This window comes from Cohaesibacter marisflavi, from assembly GCF_900115225.1.
GTDB classification, from domain to species: Bacteria; Pseudomonadota; Alphaproteobacteria; order Rhizobiales; family Cohaesibacteraceae; genus Cohaesibacter; species Cohaesibacter marisflavi.
The window spans coordinates 119235-134587 of record NZ_FOVR01000005.1; the positions used below are offsets into that span (position 1 = coordinate 119235).

Sequence of the window (15353 nt, forward strand, 5' to 3'; positions counted from 1 at the left end):
TTTTCTGGGCCATTCTATCGATGCATAGGGCGTATTGTCATTGAGAACGAGCTTAAAAACCGTGGGTGCATTTTAAGGTCATCTGTCCACTGCAAGTCTCCCCACACGAGCATAGGGTTCCAGCTTTTCGACCACCTCTTGGGCATAGGTGACCAGCGCCTGAGCTTTCTCCTTTGCTTCCACTTCATCGGCCCACGCACGGGCAGCAGCGGCAGGGTTAGAGAAGTCTGGGAGAGCGAGTGCGGTGGACTGCTTCTCTTCCTCCAGTTCCAACCAGCGGGTCACAATGCGGTGACGGAGGTCTGCCCGATAGCCAGCAACCAAGGTGATCGTGAGATCTTTGGGGAGCTTGAAGCATGGATTTCGTTTGCCGTTGGATGCTGTGTAGTAGGACGCAAATTTGCGCTCTACCAGAGCAAGCTGCTCAAACATGACACGAGCGTCACGCATAACATCGCGATGGTTCTTCCCGGTCAGCTCAGCGATCTCCCTTGAGGACATCGTAAGGGAACCAGAGGCGGGATTGATTGGGGTAACAGCGTTCATGATTGGGTGTTCCTTTCGGGTGTGATTAGCCATGCACCTTCTGTGCTTCATAGAAGTGCTTGACGTTCTTCTCCCAAGCCTCCAGTAGAACCTCGTGCGGGTAGACACCGATGGATGAAATGATGACCTTGCCTTTATTGACCAGCTCTTTGTCCTCACGGCGCAGCTCATAGCCATTCTCGTTGTAGATCTTGGTGGCTGCCTTACCCAGACGCACGGACAGCCCCGGTGCAGCATAGATACCCAGATGGTGATCCAAGAACTCACGCACGGTCACGTAATGCAGCTCATCGGTGAGACTTGCGTTGACCTTGGTGAGGTTCTTGTTGCGATGCTCAAGCTTCGCAGCCTTCTTCTTCTCCAGCTCGACCTGCTCCAGCAGCCCTTGCATCACCTTGGCGGTCATCTCAGCGAAGCTCATCTCGCCTTTAGCTACAGCGGCAGCAGAGGTGTTATATTGGCCGGTCTTGCGGATCGTTGGGAGGACATCGCGGGTCACCCAGAGCTTGAACTTCTTGGCAGATGGCAGCTTCGAGCCGAGGATTAGGGAGTAGACTCCACCTTCGGAAATCACAGTGCGGTTTGGATTTCCTCGTTTACCGTGCGCCAGACGCACGATATCCACCTGAGAGGGATCGACATTATCACGCACTGCGGAAGGCGTGTGAGAGTATCCAAGTACATCACAGACATCCTTAGCGACGAACCATGGTTCACCGTCAATCTGCACCACACGAACCGCATGGTCGTTATGGCCGATGCCATATTGGGTGGGGAAGGTATCGCTGAAGACGAAGGTGGAAACTTCAGTGGAGCCAGAAGAGGCGACGGAAGGGGTGATTGGGGTCATGCCAATTCAAAGTTGCATCCTTCGCAAAATCGTTATCAAATACTAGCGGTAAAAAAAAGAGTGTGACGGTGGGTATGCTATGTCGATAGGCAAATACGGAGGATGGTTTTTAGCCGGTCTATTCGCGCTGCTTTGGCTAGGCGATGAAGACACGAGTGAAAATCAAAAGACTTCGGTAAAGCCACCTGTCATTCAATCCAATCCAGCTCAGCCTTCCAGTTCTGAACAAAAGAGAACATCCTCACCCGAAGTAGGAAGAAGCAACAGGCTCGCCAGTAAAGAAGTTACCCGTTTGGGTAAGGCCGAACTAGTCAAACGACAACCAACCAAGCCCGAACATACTGCACAGACGATGTACGTCGATGCCTCTCGGCTCAACGTAAGGAGCGGCCCCGGCAAGACTTTTAAGAGCGTTTGGACCGTCAAACGTGATGAAGCCGTGCGAGTCGTTTCCCAGTCCGGTCAGTGGAAAGAGATAAAGGGTGATCGCTATTCTGGCTGGGTATTTGGAACCTATCTGACTGCCAAGCCTTCAAGATCGTCATCTCGAAATCAAGAACCTAGAGTGGCGGTAAAGGCCTCCGCACGAATGACCACAGCAGCTATCAAGAAATTATTGATTCAGAGATCCAAGGCGTACTACTCGGGTAGCTGCCCTTGTCCCTACAATGTAACTCGTTCAGGTAGAAGATGTGGAGGGAATAGCGCTTATTCCCGTCCGGGAGGGGCCTCTCCCCTTTGTTATGAGTCTGATGTTTCTGCCGCAATGGTCGCAGAGTTTCGAGCAAGGCTCTAGCATAGACCCGGTATCTGAGTAGATAGGCAGAGTAAGAAGCAAACTTGACGAGCTTGTCCATTCCTTAGGGTGTACAGATTGGACAGGCTTGAGGCGTGACTAAGGGTGGTAGTCTGGAGGAACCCACACGGCACAATGGCCGCTTTGAGCTGATTTTGATGAAAAAGTCGATGGTCTATACTTGGCGTTCAGTTTTGTAAAACTTCATTCCTTAGTTCTTGAAAAGCCGGATTCCAATCCTCCTCAGTACCACTATGAGAAATTGCATTCTAGGATTTTGGCAAGAAATCTGAGAGGAACCCTTTTTCATCAAAATCAGCCCAAGGTGGACGTTCGCGTTGGTGTACTGTACGTTTAGCGGAGCAACTGCAGATAGAGGCAGCAATCGCGTTTTTATGTGGTGATCCCGATGTCAGAGTTTACTAGCCTGCCCGAAGTCATTCAGAATCTTTTGTCCCAAAATAAAGAAGGACAATACTGGGATTTTAAGCGGATACATCATCAGAATAAAGGCGAACTCATTCATGATGTCCTCTGCCTTGCAAACGCCGAACACGACGGTCAACGCTATATAATTTATGGAGTATCTGATGAGGACTTCTCCGTTGTGGGTATTGACAGAAGCCAAGCGCGATCTCAAGCAGATATACTTGATCTTTTTAGCAGCAATCAAAGCAAGTTCGCGTTCGATCAGTACCCAGATTTCCATCTTGAAACGATTTTGATTGATGAGAAGGAAGTGGACGTCCTCATAATCGAGAACCATTTCAAAAAGCCCTATTTTACTACGCAAAAGATCGAGGGAGTTCGAGAAAATTTCATCTATTCGCGTAAGCTGGATCGAAACACCCCTCAAAACAGGAGCGCCCCTCCCAGCGATATCGAACGTATGTGGCGTGAGAGATTTGGATTGAACTTGTCCGCGAAGGAAAGGGCGAAGGGCTTCCTGGCAGACCATGATAACTGGGAGCAATACACTTTAGACAATGGCAACGCTGGCTGGTTTTATAAAATATTTCCAGAATTTACGATCAAAGTGGAAGACGCTGCAGATCATATTGATTCACGCCAAGAATGGACACGAGGGGAAATTGATGAAAATCGGAATTCACCATATTTCTACACCATCTATTTTCATCAGACTCGCCTTGCACAAATACATGCGGTTTCTTTCGATAACCACAAAATGAGCATGGTTGCGCCGAATTGGGAGCCAGCCATGAGAGGGCGCCTATATTTCTACGAACAAGATAGTCTGGATCTAGAAATGCAGAAGTTCCACGTTGCGATTTCTGGAGGTACTGACCATTCAAAAAAGTTGAGAATCAGATTGTTGAACGATAGAAAATCAAATGGAAATATTGTGCCTCATGGTGCTAGCACGGTTCCTATTCCAATCGCCAGCCATGCATCGGTCAAGAAGTTCTTGGAAAGCTATGATCCAGAGGGGTCGCTTGATCCAATCAGGAACGAGAAAGAGCAGTACATCGTTTTTCTAAAAAACCAATTTGCATTTCAGAAATGGCTGTCAACACAAAGCTGAGTTAGAAAACTCTTTTTGGGAATGTCCCCTATGTCCGCTCACCAGTCGTTGTGAAAATGACAGACGTAAAGGATATATAATCCGCTTCATCCGCCATTGCCATATCTTCTTTCACTTGAACCACCGGACACAAAAGACTCTAGTCTTGTCTGTCTCGCGTTCACGGTTATGTCTCTGAAAAACAGCCTAGAAATTGAAGGCCCTGCCTAGGCTTCTGCCCATGCATAGGTAATGCCGCTCTGACCGCCGTGAGCCCAATCAAAAACCAAAGTACCATCTTGCCAATCGATAATCACCTTGTTCAGAAGTTCCGCAAGAATGAAGTTAGCCTTTGCATAATCAAGTGGCTGCTCTTCAAGGGCCGCTTCCAGTCTATCAAAACGATTGATTAGAATAGGCCCCGAAGCGGCAACCGCTTTGGCTTCAAGGTCATCAATGCGTGTCTGACAATTGCACAGTTCTTCTTCCAACCGCTTCAGCTCAACGGTCAAACGAGGAGACGAACCCGAGCTTGCAATATGCTCAATGATGTTGTCCATCATGTCCTCAATACCTTGATAAGCAGCTTCAGCCTGAGAGAGTTCAGCTTCGACGCCTTCATCTGGGGCTGGGGCTGATTGGATTATCCAGCTAGCATTCTGAAGAATGACATTCTCGATGCCCTCTTGTTTGACACTCTTATACTTGCAACCGAGACCGCGCTTGGCGTTTGAGCAGACAAGGTAGGGCTTTCCAGCCTTCTTTCCCGAACCCTTGTTAACTCGTGTCATTGTCGTCCCACATATCGGGCATTTCGCGAGACCGGCCAAGAGGTGGGAAACATTGGCCTTGTAACTACCTTTGGGGGCTCTACGGTTGCGGCTGGCTGCTTGAAGCTGTTCAAAATCTTCTTTTCCAATGACAGCAGGGAAATAACCTTTGATCGGTTCCTGTGGCTGGCGAATACGTTTGTTTCCTTCATAAACGATCTTATGAGGGACAAAAACGCCGGTGACCGAGGGGTTTTCTAAGATCTTCTTGATGTAAGAGCGGTGCCACCCTTGGGAGCGACCAAAAGGCTTGACCCCCTCTTTGTTGAGAGTTTCAGCTATCTTGTGCTGGCCAATGCCATTAAGGGCATCTCTAAATATGCGACGAACAACGGCGGCTCTCTCTTCGATCAAATCAAAGCTGTTTGCTTCCTCATTGAATTGAAGCCATGCTGGAGCAATTCGTGTGAGGGGCTTTTCCGATGCGCTGCCCCGTTTAGCGTTCCAGACCGCAGATAGCCGTGAAGACTTGGCAGAACTCTCCTCGTTTGCCCTAATCATCGTGAAGATGCTTTCGAGGATGCGCATGGGGTTTGCAATCATTTCGGCGCGGGAATAAATCTTGTTATCCATGAGGGTTACAATGTTGATGCCGCTATTGATAATCATCTGGAAGATTGGCATTGCTTCCCAAGGATTGGCACGGCTAACACGGTCTAGGTTCTCAACAAGCAAGTAGCTACCTTCAGGCACCAAGCCTTCATTGATTGCCCGTAGGAACTGTCCCAATGCACCGGTTTGTACGTTGTTTCCTCTGAAAGCAGAAACGCCTAAGTCGCGTAATGAAAGGCTATCATCCAGATCGAGGTTATGCAGTCGAGCATATTGAGTGGCCAATTCCGTTTGGCGTCTAAGGCTGTCTCCCTTCATTTGTTCTGGGGTGGAAAATCGTGTGTAAGAATAAGCTTTTGGGCGGCTGGAGAACAGCAGATCGTCATTCATAATAGTAACCCTCGTTGCTGGTTTTTGTAGTCTTATTGAGGTCTATTGTAAATGATATGCTGATGGTCGGTCCTCCCGGTTCGGGCAAATCCATGCTGGCCGCACGCTTGCCGACCATTCTGCCGCCCCTTGCACCAACCGAGCTGCTGGATGTTTCGATGATCCATTCCATCGCCGGCCTGTTGCCTAATGGTCAGCTCTCTGTTGCGCGCCCGTTCCGCAACCCTCACCATTCCGCCTCCATGGCGGCCATGATCGGTGGCGGCATGCGCGCCAAACCCGGAGAAGTGGCGCTGGCCCACAATGGCATTCTGTTTTTGGATGAGTTGCCTGAATTCTCCCCGCAGGTGCTTGATAGTTTGCGGCAGCCAATTGAGAGCGGTGAGGCTGTGATCGCTCGCGCTAACCATCGCGTGACTTATCCGGCACGTTTCCAGCTGATTGCTGCAATGAATCCCTGCCGCTGTGGTCATGCCGGCGAGCCGGGTTATGTCTGCAAGCGCGGTCCGCGCTGCGCGGCTGACTATCAGGCTCGCATCTCCGGCCCCCTGATGGACCGTTTTGATTTGCGTGTGGAAGTGCCTGCCGTTTCCGCTACCGATCTCATGCTTCCGCCCTCAAAGGAAGGGTCAGCGGAAGTTGGAGCCCGTGTGCGGCAAGCCCGCAAGGTGCAGAAGGAACGCTTCAGCGCCATGGGACTGGAGACTGTCATCACCAATGCCCAATGCCCGGCCAGCATGATCGAACGCATTTGCGAGCCAAGCGGTGAAGCGCGCACTCTTCTGGCTCATGCGGCTGAGAGTATGGCACTTTCAGCCCGTGGTTATCATCGTGTTCTGAAACTGGCGCGAACGCTGGCCGATCTTGCCGGTCGCGAGCAACCGGGCAGCGAAGAAATCGCCGAGGCGCTCGGCTACAGGGTATCCACGCCATCGCTGGTGGCTTAGCGGTTTAGCGCTTCACAAGGTTTGATGGGATGGAAACTTGCTCTTAATCGAAATTCTTTGATGACCGCAGCTTTTTGATGGCACCGCGCTTGGTTTTGCTATCCATCCGGCGCCTCTTGCTGGCCTTGGTTGGCTTGGTTGCGATGCGCCGCTTGGGCCGATAGGCGGCCTTCTCGATGAGGGCAACGAGGCGCTCGATGGCTTCTTCGCGGTTGCGGGCCTGGGTGCGATGGGTTTGCACCTGCATCACCAGTTCGCCATCCTGTGTCATCAAATGCGCTGCCTGACGCCGCAAGTTTGCCTTGATATAGGCTGGCAGGGATGGAGACCGGCGCACATCAAAGCGCAACTCGACCGCAGTGGACACCTTGTTGACATTCTGCCCGCCCGGTCCGGATGAGCGAATGAAGCGCTCCTGCAGCTCGTCTGCGTCCAGGCTCAGGCCTTCCTTGATGAAGATGCGATCAGACATATCCCTCGGTCCACTCGTATGAAGTCGTCAAACGAGACCCGTCTTACCGCGAATTGCCTGAAAGTGCATCCCCTATCCCAGAAATTTAAGGAAGGAGATGATCTTGCGAATGCCCGGCTTGGAGGGAAGATCCGCATAGGCACTGATGGCTGCCCGACGTCCAACCTCCGAGAGGGTCGGGTAGGGCGACACATAGCCGGTGATGGCCTTGATATTCATCTTCTGGGACACGATCAGGGCCCACATATTGATGATTTCGCCTGCATTCTTGCCAACCACGGAAGCACCAAGCACCACACCCTTCTTGTTGGTGATGATCTTGATGAAGCCCGCTGTTTCCCTTTCAGCCTGCGCGCGATCATTCTCGCCGAAGGGCCAGCGCAAAATCCGCACCTGACGGAATTTCTGCCGTGCCTCCGCTTCGCTATAGCCCACATGAGCCAACTCGGGCGCCGTGAAGGTGACACGCGGTACGATGTGTGTGTTTTCCTTTGCGCCAAGCTTGAACAGGATGTTGCGCACCACAAGACCGGCATGATAGCCCGCCACGTGAGTGAATTGCATACCTCCAGCGACATCACCGATGGCATAAACCCGCCGGTTGCTGGTCTTCATGGTGGGTTTGACCGCAATGCCCCGCTCGCTGTAGCTGACGCCAGCAGCTTCCAGCCCGAGGTCAGACACATTGGCGCGTCTACCCGTGGCGACAAGCACATGGGTTGCCTCCACAAAGTCGGCGTCACCGGCTACTCCCCCATCCAGAGTGTGGGAAAAATGAAGCGTCGCGCCGTAAGGTGTGGCGTCTTTGTCCTCTGCCGGTTCGATGCGATCTATGGTCACGCCTTCATGCAGGGTGATCCCTTCGCGCTTGAGCTGGTCAATCACTACTGACGACAGTTCCGGATCTTCTCTGGACAGAATGCCATAGGCCTCCAGAATGGTGACTTCAGCACCAAGACGGCGATGTGCCTGCGCAAGTTCCACCCCGATCGGACCGCCGCCGATGATCACAAGGTGCCTCGGGCGCTTGGTAAGCGAGAAAATCGTTTCGTTGGTGAAATAGGGGATCCGCTCGATGCCTTCGACAGGTGGGACTGCAGCGGACGACCCCGTTGCAATGACAAAGCTGCGGGCCTTGATTTCATATTGGCCATCGGCGGTGGCAACCGTGCGCTTGTCCGTGAAGTGCCCGGCCTGCTGGATGACCCGCACGCCAAGGCCTTCGAAGCGCTCTACCGAATCATTAGGCGCAATGGCCCCGATCACGGAATGGACATGATCATGCACCGCCTGAAAATCGACTCTGGGTTCAACAGAACTGATGCCGAACAGATTCGCCTGGCGCATGTTTTCTGCATGGTGCGCCGCCGCGATCAGCGCCTTGGAGGGAACACAGCCTGTATTGAGGCAATCGCCTCCCATCTGGCCTTTCTCCAACAACACGACATCTTCGCCAAAGGCAGCCGCTGCTGCAGCCACTGTTAGACCGCCAGAGCCTGCGCCGATGACGCAGATGTCTGTTTTAATTTGCTCGCTCATGACTTGTCCTGAAAAATTGTTGATTTGAATGCTATTGTGAAGGGCACAGCCCCCATTCTCAACCATATTTGGCGGCTTTACGTCTTTTTCTGAGCGCCTTGAGAACGGGCGGCATCAGGGAAACGACACCCATGGCCACAAAGGCGGCGATCAGTTCGCCCGTGATGACCGAGCCGGTATCAAGCGTGAGCGTGCAGGTCGGATCGTCAAGGCAGCCCGGATTGCTTGCCAACTGGGCTGCAATGACGCTGTCCAGCCCCGAGCCGACCAGCGCATAGGCAAAAGTACCCGGCAAGATGCCGATGAGTGTTGCCATCGCATAGGTCGCAAAGCGCACCTGAAACAGGGCGGGCACGATATTGACCAGCCAGAAGGGAAACAGCGGCACAAGCCGCAAAAATAGCATATAGCTGAAGGCATCCTCGCGAAAGCCATCGGCAAATCGCTCGGTAAAGCTGCCCGCGCGGGCGCGCAAAGCCGATCCGATGGCAGAGCGGGCTGCCAGAAATACGATGCCGGCACCTGTCGTTGCTGCAAGCACAGTGGTCAGGCCACCAACTGCCCAGCCAAACAGCAGCCCGCCCACAATGGTGAGGAAACTGGCACCGGGAAAGGAAATGGCCACCGCCAATGCATAGAGCACACCGTAGGCAAGAAGCGTCAGGGCGAAATGATCCGTCACATAGCCAGACAGACGCGTGCGATTCTCCACCAGTGTTTCAAGGGTGAAATAGCTGTGCCACCCTTGGGAAAAGCCAAAGAGAGCCAAGGTCAACAATAGCAACAGTGGGAGCCACTTTTTCAAAAAGACTGTCACGGCGCTATCCTGACAAATTTGGTTGGTCTGATCGGTCATCAACAATGGGCCTCATGACGCAAAAAGAATGAAGGAGTTGTCGTTCCGGTTAAATTCCTTATAAGTCGTATATAGACGGAATTCCGGGCCTTGGGAGGCCTCTCACTGTCATTTGATTGTCGATCATGGGATCCTCACAGGGGTGTGACCACAAGGCTCGTTTTTGTGATCGATCGGTGGCTTTTGACCATCAGAGTGGGTTGTTGCGGGTAACATGGTCAAGAATTGGCGATTTTTCTTTGCGGACGATTGACTCAAAGCCCTCATCTCCGTATAAGCCAGACCAAGTGTATCAGGATAGCGGAAAGCGTCTCTCTGGAGGCGCTTCTTTTTACCGCTCTGGTAGGATTTGAGAAAATCAAATAAGGGGCCGCGAAAGCGGTATAAAGCCCATGAAACGGACTTATCAGCCAAGCCGACTGGTGCGCAAGCGCCGCCACGGCTTCCGGGCTCGTATGGCAACCAAGAATGGCCGTCAGGTCTTGGCACGCCGCCGGGCAAAAGGACGCAAGCGTCTTTCCGCTTAAGGCAATTTGCATCAACCGCCAGAATTTAAGCGCTTGAGCTTCAAATCTGGCGGTTTTGCATGTCCGGGATTATCATTTGCGATGAATCAATCTTTCGTTAGTGGTAGCTCTCGGAGCGCTTCAGGGAGGCATTCATGCTTCGATTGAAAAAGCGCAGCGAATTCTTAGCCGCGGCCAGGGGAGTGCGACTCTCACGTCGCGGTTTTGTGCTTCAGGCCATAAGACGCACGCCAGAAGACAAGGATCCGGCTCGTGTCGGCTTCACGGTGACCAAGAAAGTCGGCAATGCTGTGATTCGCAACAGGGTGAAACGCCGGTTGCGCGAAGTGGCGAGGCTTCTGGGGCCAGAGCATCTTCAATCCGGTTGGGACTATGTGCTCATCGGGAAGTATGGCGCGTTGCATTTGCCTTTCGATTCTCTTTGCGCAGATTTCAAGGGATGTGTACGCGATCTTGCCTCGGGCAAGACGGACGCGAAGCGGCGTGCGTCGGGTCGTTCCGGACACAGGAAGACATCCGCGGGGGGCTCGCATTTGTCGGGCAAGCCCGCTGGCAGGAATTCGCAAAGCAGCAGCTGATCAGGAACTTCAGGCGGAGGTTTCAGGCATCAGCGATCAGACGAGCGGAGTGGTTTGCCCCGATTTTGGCCAGCTTGAAGGCCATGTTGAGGTGCTCCAAATGAAACGAAACACTTGACTTGGCGGCATCAAGCGGCCAATTGGGTGTGTATCAAGTCGGATCTGTCAGGTCACAACCGCCCGGGTCAGAGCACAAGTCCGACAGTCAATTATGGGATGAAGAAAGTCGATGGACAATAATCGCAATCTCTTCCTTGCCATCGCCCTGTCTTTCATTGTCTTGCTGGGATGGCAGTATTTTGTCGCCGGACCGCGCATGGAAGCAGAGCAGGCGCGGCAGGAACAACTTGCAGCCCAACAGGCAGCGGAAACTGAAACCTCCACCACAGAGCATGCAGATACGGCACCCACCCCAGGGGCCGCCAATGCACCGGCAACAACGGCAGGTGCCGTTCCGCTGAGCCCGCAAAATGCTCTGTCCCAGTCTGTGCGCATTGAAATTGATACGCCAAAGCTGACCGGATCGCTGAACCTCACGGGTGCCCGTATCGATGATTTGCACCTGAGTGAATATCGCGAAACGCTGGATGAAGACAGCCCAACCATTACGCTTCTTTCTCCTTCCGGATCGCAGAAGCCCTATTATGCAGAATTCGGTTGGGTTTCAGGCTCTGGCGACATTGCCCTGCCAAACGCCAACACCGTCTGGACCGCACCTGAAAATGCCAAACTGACCCTCGACCAGCCTCTGGTGCTGACCTGGGACAACGGCGAAGGCCTTACCTTCGTGCGCACCATCTCTGTGGATAACGACTATCTGTTTACCATCGACCAGAAAGTTGAAAACAACACAGACGCTGCTGTTGCGCTCTATCCTTATGGGTTGATTTCCCGTCACGGTACGATCAAGACCACAGGCATTTACATTCTGCATGAAGGTTTGATCGGTGTGGCTGGTGACGCTGGCCTGCAGGAAGTCGATTACAAGGATCTGGCTGAAGACAAGCTCGTACAGCCGGACAAGTCCTCTCAAGGTTGGGTCGGCATCACGGACAAATATTGGGCAACGGCCGTTATTCCGCCTCAGGGCGAAGGATTCCAGCCGAGCTTCCGCTATAACGAGATCGCCGGAAAGCCTGCTTACCAGTCAGACTATCTGGGCGACGTGGTTAGCGTGGCTGCCGGTTCCAGCATCGATTACAAGACGGCCCTGTTCGCCGGTGCCAAGGAAGTGGCAACGCTTGGCGCTGTGGAAAGCAAGACCAATGCACTCAACTTCGATTTGATGATCGATTGGGGCTGGTTCTACTTCCTCACCAAGCCGATGTTCTGGGCCATTGACCATCTCTATGGGCTGGTCGGCAACTTCGGTATCGCCATCCTTCTGATCACCGTCATCGTCAAGGCAATCTTCTTCCCGTTGGCCAGCAAGTCCTACGCATCCATGGCCAAGATGAAGCTGCTGCAGCCGAAGATGGAAGAGGTCAAGAAGAATTTCGGTGATGACAAGCAGGCCCAACAACAGGCCATCATGAAGCTCTATCAGGAAGAGAAGGTCAATCCGTTGGCGGGCTGTTTGCCAATCGCCATTCAGATTCCGGTCTTCTTCTCCCTCTATAAGGTGCTCTACACCACCATCGAAATGCGTCATGCGCCATTCTTTGGCTGGATTCAGGATCTTTCTGGTCCCGATCCGACCAACCTGTTCACCCTGTTCGGTCTTGTGCCTTGGGATCATCCGGCCTTCTTGGCCATCGGTATCTGGCCGATCATCATGGGTGTTACCATGTTCGTTCAGATGAAACTGAACCCGACACCTCCGGATCCGACCCAGAAGATGATCTTCACCTGGATGCCGATCATGTTCACCTTCATGCTGGCCCGCATGCCAGCCGGCCTGGTGATCTACTGGGCATGGAACAACTCTTTGTCCATCATCCAGCAGGCGACCATCATGAAGAAGCATGGTACCAAGATCGAGATTTGGCAGAATATCAAGGATACGTTCAAGCGCTCGAAGCCGAGCAGCGAATAGAGACCTTGAAATTCAAGAGACAATCGGGCGGCTTTTTAGCCGCCCTTTTTGTTGCAGGAAAGCAACGCACACGCGGCTTGCGTGGTGCAAAGGTCTGGTTTGGATGAATCAGAATGCAATTTCTGATAAATTGACCTCATCCTGCAACGATGCAAATTCGAGTGAACCTGTTCGATGAACAACTGACAGCAGCCAATTCCCAATCCCAATAGGCATCACGCACACGCGTGAGCATGGCGCAAAGCGCCTGCAAGGGGCAATCGTGTGTCTGACACGATCTGTGCTGCATTTCCCACCGTCACCGATAATTTTCTGCTGCATCGAAAGGGTCTTCCCATGCAAGATACGCAGTCCATCAATCCCGATCCGAACTATCCCTATCCCGTCGCCGCTTTCAAGCGCTTTGCCTTTCTCAAGCCGCTGATCACAAATCCGATGATCGAAGTGGGTGACTTCAGCTATTATGATGACCCTGAGGGGCCCGAGAAATTTGAACAGAAGAATGTCCTTTATCATTATGATTTCCTCGGAGATCGTCTGATCATCGGCAATTTCTGCGCGCTCGCGACCGGCGTGACCTTCATCATGAATGGGGCGAACCACGACATGACCGGCCTGTCGACCTACCCCTTCGGCGTCATGGGGCATGGATGGGGCGAAGGCTTTGATATTGAAACATTCAAGGCCCAATCTCGTGGCGATACTGTCGTTGGCCATGATGTCTGGATCGGACGCAAGGCCACCATCATGCCCGGCGTTACCATCGGGTCTGGGACCATCATCGGGTCCGGTGCTCTGGTAGCCAGCGATGTGCCCGACTATGCAATCGTGGTCGGCAATCCGGCCAGACCCATCCGCATGCGGTTTGACGAGGCGACCATAAAACGGCTTTTGGCCATTGCCTGGTGGAACTGGCCCGTTGAGATGATCAATCGTCACCGACTCCTCATTCAGGGCGCAGATATCGACGCGTTGGAAGCAGCTTCCAAGGCATTTTCTGGCACCCTAGACACATAGGGGCCTCGCTTTCACGCTTGTTTCTCTGTAAAAGGCAGGCTACCAAGGCCTGCCCTTTTCTAATCAGGAACGCTCAATCATGACCGATCAAGATAACACCGCCGAGACCAACCCCGCTGAAGACACCGAGAGCCTTGTTGCGCTCGTTGGTGACGATGAGGTGGATCCGGCGCTTTCCGAGCGGGCCAGACTGCTTTTCGCTCAAAGCTGGGATTTCATGTGGGGCACGAAATTCTTCCACCAGCTGCCGCCTATCGAAGGCGTCGAGATTGCGTTTGCCGGTCGATCCAACGTGGGCAAATCCTCTTTGCTCAACGCCATCACTGGTCGCAAGGCCTTGGCACGTACATCCAACACACCGGGGCGTACCAAAGAGCTCAATTTCTTCCGCCCCGAAAAAGAGCCCACTCTGGTGATCTGCGACATGCCCGGCTATGGCTATGCCAAGGCCTCCAAGAAGGAAGTGGCAGCCTGGAACGAGCTCATCCTCGACTATTTGCGCGGCCGTCCGAATTTGCGGCGCGTCTATGTCCTGATCGACAGCCGCCACGGCCTCAAGGCCAATGATACGGAGGTGATGGAAACTCTTGATAAGGCCGCAGTCAACTATCAGGTGGTTCTCACCAAGGTCGACAAGACCAAGCTCAAGGATCTCAAGAAGGTTATCGAAAAGGTACAGCTGGGCCTCAAGAAGCGTCCGGCAGCACATCCGGAGATTCTGCTGACTTCCTCCGAAAAGAAGGTTGGTATCAAGCGTTTGCGCGCTGAAATGCTGCTTTTGTCCGATGGGATGTAAAGAAACTAGCCGCACATTGTTTCAAAAATTGTGACAAAAGCGGCATAACCCTCCGGATTTCTTGCGTATCCCAACAATAGTCGTTATACAGCGTGGGCAGTTACGTAACCCGCCGATACAGAGAAGCGCCATGTCCGACACGTCCAATTCATCAAACAAGCCGGCCAATCGTGCCAAGACCATCTCCGAAGCGCTTCCTTTCATGCAGCGCTATGATGGCCAGACTGTTGTTGTCAAATATGGCGGCCATGCCATGGGGGACGCAGAATTGGGGCAGGCCTTTGCGCGCGATATTGTTCTGCTCAAGCAGGCCGGTGTGAAACCTATTGTCGTGCATGGTGGCGGCCCGCAGATCAAATCCATGCTTGAACGTCTCGGTATCGAATCTGAGTTCAAGGGCGGGCTGCGCGTGACAGACGCCCACACCGTGGAAGTGGTTGAAATGGTGCTGGCTGGCTCCATCAACAAATCCATTGTCAGCAATATCAATGCAGAAGGCGGTCGTGCCATCGGTCTGTGTGGCAAGGATGGCAACATGGTGCAGGCTGAAAAGCTGACCAGAACCATCCGCGACCCTGATAGCAAGATCGAGGAAATCGTTGATCTGGGTTTTGTGGGCGATCCAAAGAAAGTGGATCGCTCCGTACTTGACATCGTGGCCAAGGACGCGCTTATCCCGGTGATAGCACCGGTTGCTCCGGGGGCTGATGGCGCCACTTATAACATCAATGCCGATACCTTTGCCGGTGCTGTGGCTGGAGCGGTTGATTCAAAGCGCCTGCTTTTCTTGACGGATGTGCCCGGTGTTCTCGACAAGGACGGCAAGCTGATCAAGGCGCTCACCATCAAACAGGCTCATGATCTCATCGCCGACGGCACGATTTCCGGCGGCATGATTCCAAAAGTGGAAACCTGCATCGATGCGCTCAACAAGGGCGTTGAGGGGGTGGTCATTCTTGATGGCAAGGTGCCACATGCCGTGCTTCTCGAACTCTTCACGGAAGGTGGAGCGGGAACTTTGATTACCCATTGAGATGTGGTGGCGACGCACAAAGCTTGGTATATTAAGGGGGAGCCTCGGCTCCCTTTTTGTTGTCAGA

At 53.0% G+C, this 15353-nt stretch carries 14 protein-coding genes and 1 pseudogene; 9 read left to right on the forward strand and 6 right to left on the reverse strand.

Annotated features, from left to right (window positions below; all coding sequences use genetic code 11):
* Window positions 1-78: 78 nt before the first annotated feature.
* On the reverse strand, window positions 79-546 hold the full coding sequence (locus BM258_RS11670) for a Rha family transcriptional regulator (RefSeq protein WP_175528045.1): 468 nt from the start codon (window positions 544-546) through the stop codon (window positions 79-81).
* Window positions 547-571: 25 nt separating this feature from the next.
* Window positions 572-1396 carry a BRO-N domain-containing protein gene (locus BM258_RS11675; protein ID WP_090072423.1) on the reverse strand — a complete coding sequence of 275 codons (825 nt, stop codon included), beginning with the start codon at window positions 1394-1396 and terminating at the stop codon, window positions 572-574.
* A gap of 352 nt (window positions 1397-1748) precedes the next feature.
* Between BM258_RS11675 and BM258_RS25080 the strand changes: the two genes are divergently transcribed.
* Both BM258_RS25080 and BM258_RS11685 read left to right on the forward strand, forming a co-directional pair.
* Window positions 1749-2192 (forward strand): SH3 domain-containing protein, encoded by a 444-nt coding sequence (locus tag BM258_RS25080; protein WP_407062722.1) that lies wholly within the window; start codon window positions 1749-1751, stop codon window positions 2190-2192.
* Between the two features lie 409 nt (window positions 2193-2601).
* Window positions 2602-3735 (forward strand): ATP-binding protein, encoded by a 1134-nt coding sequence (locus tag BM258_RS11685; RefSeq protein WP_090072427.1) that lies wholly within the window; start codon window positions 2602-2604, stop codon window positions 3733-3735.
* Between the two features lie 206 nt (window positions 3736-3941).
* Here the strand turns inward: BM258_RS11685 and BM258_RS11690 are convergent, their stop codons facing one another.
* Window positions 3942-5486: a recombinase family protein gene (locus BM258_RS11690; protein WP_090072429.1), complete on the reverse strand. Its 1545-nt coding sequence runs from the start codon at window positions 5484-5486 to the stop codon at window positions 3942-3944.
* A gap of 50 nt (window positions 5487-5536) precedes the next feature.
* On the opposite strand from BM258_RS11690, the pseudogene BM258_RS11695 reads away from it, so the two are divergent.
* Window positions 5537-6433, forward strand: a pseudogene (locus BM258_RS11695) (YifB family Mg chelatase-like AAA ATPase); the annotation flags it as partial.
* 43 nt (window positions 6434-6476) lie between these two features.
* On the opposite strand, the gene arfB reads toward BM258_RS11695, so the two are convergent.
* The 3 genes from arfB to BM258_RS11710 form a co-directional block, all read right to left on the reverse strand.
* On the reverse strand, window positions 6477-6905 hold the full coding sequence (arfB, locus tag BM258_RS11700; protein WP_090072433.1) for an alternative ribosome rescue aminoacyl-tRNA hydrolase ArfB: 429 nt from the start codon (window positions 6903-6905) through the stop codon (window positions 6477-6479).
* A 72-nt stretch (window positions 6906-6977) separates the two neighbouring features.
* A complete protein-coding gene (locus tag BM258_RS11705; protein WP_090072695.1) occupies window positions 6978-8444 on the reverse strand; it encodes a dihydrolipoyl dehydrogenase family protein in 1467 nt (488 codons plus the stop codon).
* 58 nt (window positions 8445-8502) lie between these two features.
* A complete protein-coding gene (locus BM258_RS11710; RefSeq protein WP_090072435.1) occupies window positions 8503-9300 on the reverse strand; it encodes a TVP38/TMEM64 family protein in 798 nt (265 codons plus the stop codon).
* Window positions 9301-9692: 392 nt separating this feature from the next.
* Here BM258_RS11710 and rpmH point away from each other — a divergent pair, with 392 nt between their 5' ends.
* The 6 genes from rpmH (at window position 9693) to argB (ending at window position 15286) form a co-directional block, all read left to right on the forward strand.
* On the forward strand, window positions 9693-9827 hold the full coding sequence (gene rpmH, locus BM258_RS11715) for a 50S ribosomal protein L34 (protein WP_068311851.1): 135 nt from the start codon (window positions 9693-9695) through the stop codon (window positions 9825-9827).
* Between the two features lie 134 nt (window positions 9828-9961).
* On the forward strand, window positions 9962-10405 hold the full coding sequence (rnpA, locus tag BM258_RS11720) for a ribonuclease P protein component (protein ID WP_090072437.1): 444 nt from the start codon (window positions 9962-9964) through the stop codon (window positions 10403-10405).
* 229 nt (window positions 10406-10634) lie between these two features.
* Window positions 10635-12440 (forward strand): membrane protein insertase YidC, encoded by a 1806-nt coding sequence (gene yidC / locus BM258_RS11725; protein WP_090072439.1) that lies wholly within the window; start codon window positions 10635-10637, stop codon window positions 12438-12440.
* Window positions 12441-12776: 336 nt separating this feature from the next.
* The gene (locus tag BM258_RS11730; RefSeq protein WP_090072696.1) at window positions 12777-13457 is read left to right on the forward strand and encodes a CatB-related O-acetyltransferase; all 681 of its coding nucleotides are present in this window, start codon (window positions 12777-12779) and stop codon (window positions 13455-13457) included.
* Between the two features lie 79 nt (window positions 13458-13536).
* Complete coding sequence (gene yihA, locus BM258_RS11735) at window positions 13537-14253, forward strand: ribosome biogenesis GTP-binding protein YihA/YsxC (RefSeq protein WP_090072441.1); 717 nt, start codon at window positions 13537-13539, stop codon at window positions 14251-14253.
* A 130-nt stretch (window positions 14254-14383) separates the two neighbouring features.
* On the forward strand, window positions 14384-15286 hold the full coding sequence (gene argB, locus BM258_RS11740) for an acetylglutamate kinase (protein WP_210186733.1): 903 nt from the start codon (window positions 14384-14386) through the stop codon (window positions 15284-15286).
* The last annotated feature ends 67 nt before the right edge of the window (window positions 15287-15353 follow it).

Excerpts from the sequence above, each read along its gene's own strand:
- BM258_RS11670 (WP_175528045.1), bottom strand. The coding sequence starts at position 546 with ATGAACGCTGTTACCCCAATCAATCCCGCCTCTGGTTCCCTTACGATG.
- BM258_RS11675 (WP_090072423.1), bottom strand. The coding sequence starts at position 1,396 with ATGACCCCAATCACCCCTTCCGTCGCCTCTTCTGGCTCCACTGAAGTT.
- BM258_RS25080 (WP_407062722.1), top strand. The coding sequence starts at position 1,749 with ATGTACGTCGATGCCTCTCGGCTCAACGTAAGGAGCGGCCCCGGCAAG.
- BM258_RS11685 (WP_090072427.1), top strand. The coding sequence starts at position 2,602 with ATGTCAGAGTTTACTAGCCTGCCCGAAGTCATTCAGAATCTTTTGTCC.
- BM258_RS11690 (WP_090072429.1), bottom strand. The coding sequence starts at position 5,486 with ATGAATGACGATCTGCTGTTCTCCAGCCGCCCAAAAGCTTATTCTTAC.
- arfB (WP_090072433.1), bottom strand. The coding sequence starts at position 6,905 with ATGTCTGATCGCATCTTCATCAAGGAAGGCCTGAGCCTGGACGCAGAC.
- BM258_RS11705 (WP_090072695.1), bottom strand. The coding sequence starts at position 8,444 with ATGAGCGAGCAAATTAAAACAGACATCTGCGTCATCGGCGCAGGCTCT.
- BM258_RS11710 (WP_090072435.1), bottom strand. The coding sequence starts at position 9,300 with ATGACCGATCAGACCAACCAAATTTGTCAGGATAGCGCCGTGACAGTC.
- rpmH (WP_068311851.1), top strand. The coding sequence starts at position 9,693 with ATGAAACGGACTTATCAGCCAAGCCGACTGGTGCGCAAGCGCCGCCAC.
- rnpA (WP_090072437.1), top strand. The coding sequence starts at position 9,962 with ATGCTTCGATTGAAAAAGCGCAGCGAATTCTTAGCCGCGGCCAGGGGA.
- yidC (WP_090072439.1), top strand. The coding sequence starts at position 10,635 with ATGGACAATAATCGCAATCTCTTCCTTGCCATCGCCCTGTCTTTCATT.
- BM258_RS11730 (WP_090072696.1), top strand. The coding sequence starts at position 12,777 with ATGCAAGATACGCAGTCCATCAATCCCGATCCGAACTATCCCTATCCC.
- yihA (WP_090072441.1), top strand. The coding sequence starts at position 13,537 with ATGACCGATCAAGATAACACCGCCGAGACCAACCCCGCTGAAGACACC.
- argB (WP_210186733.1), top strand. The coding sequence starts at position 14,384 with ATGTCCGACACGTCCAATTCATCAAACAAGCCGGCCAATCGTGCCAAG.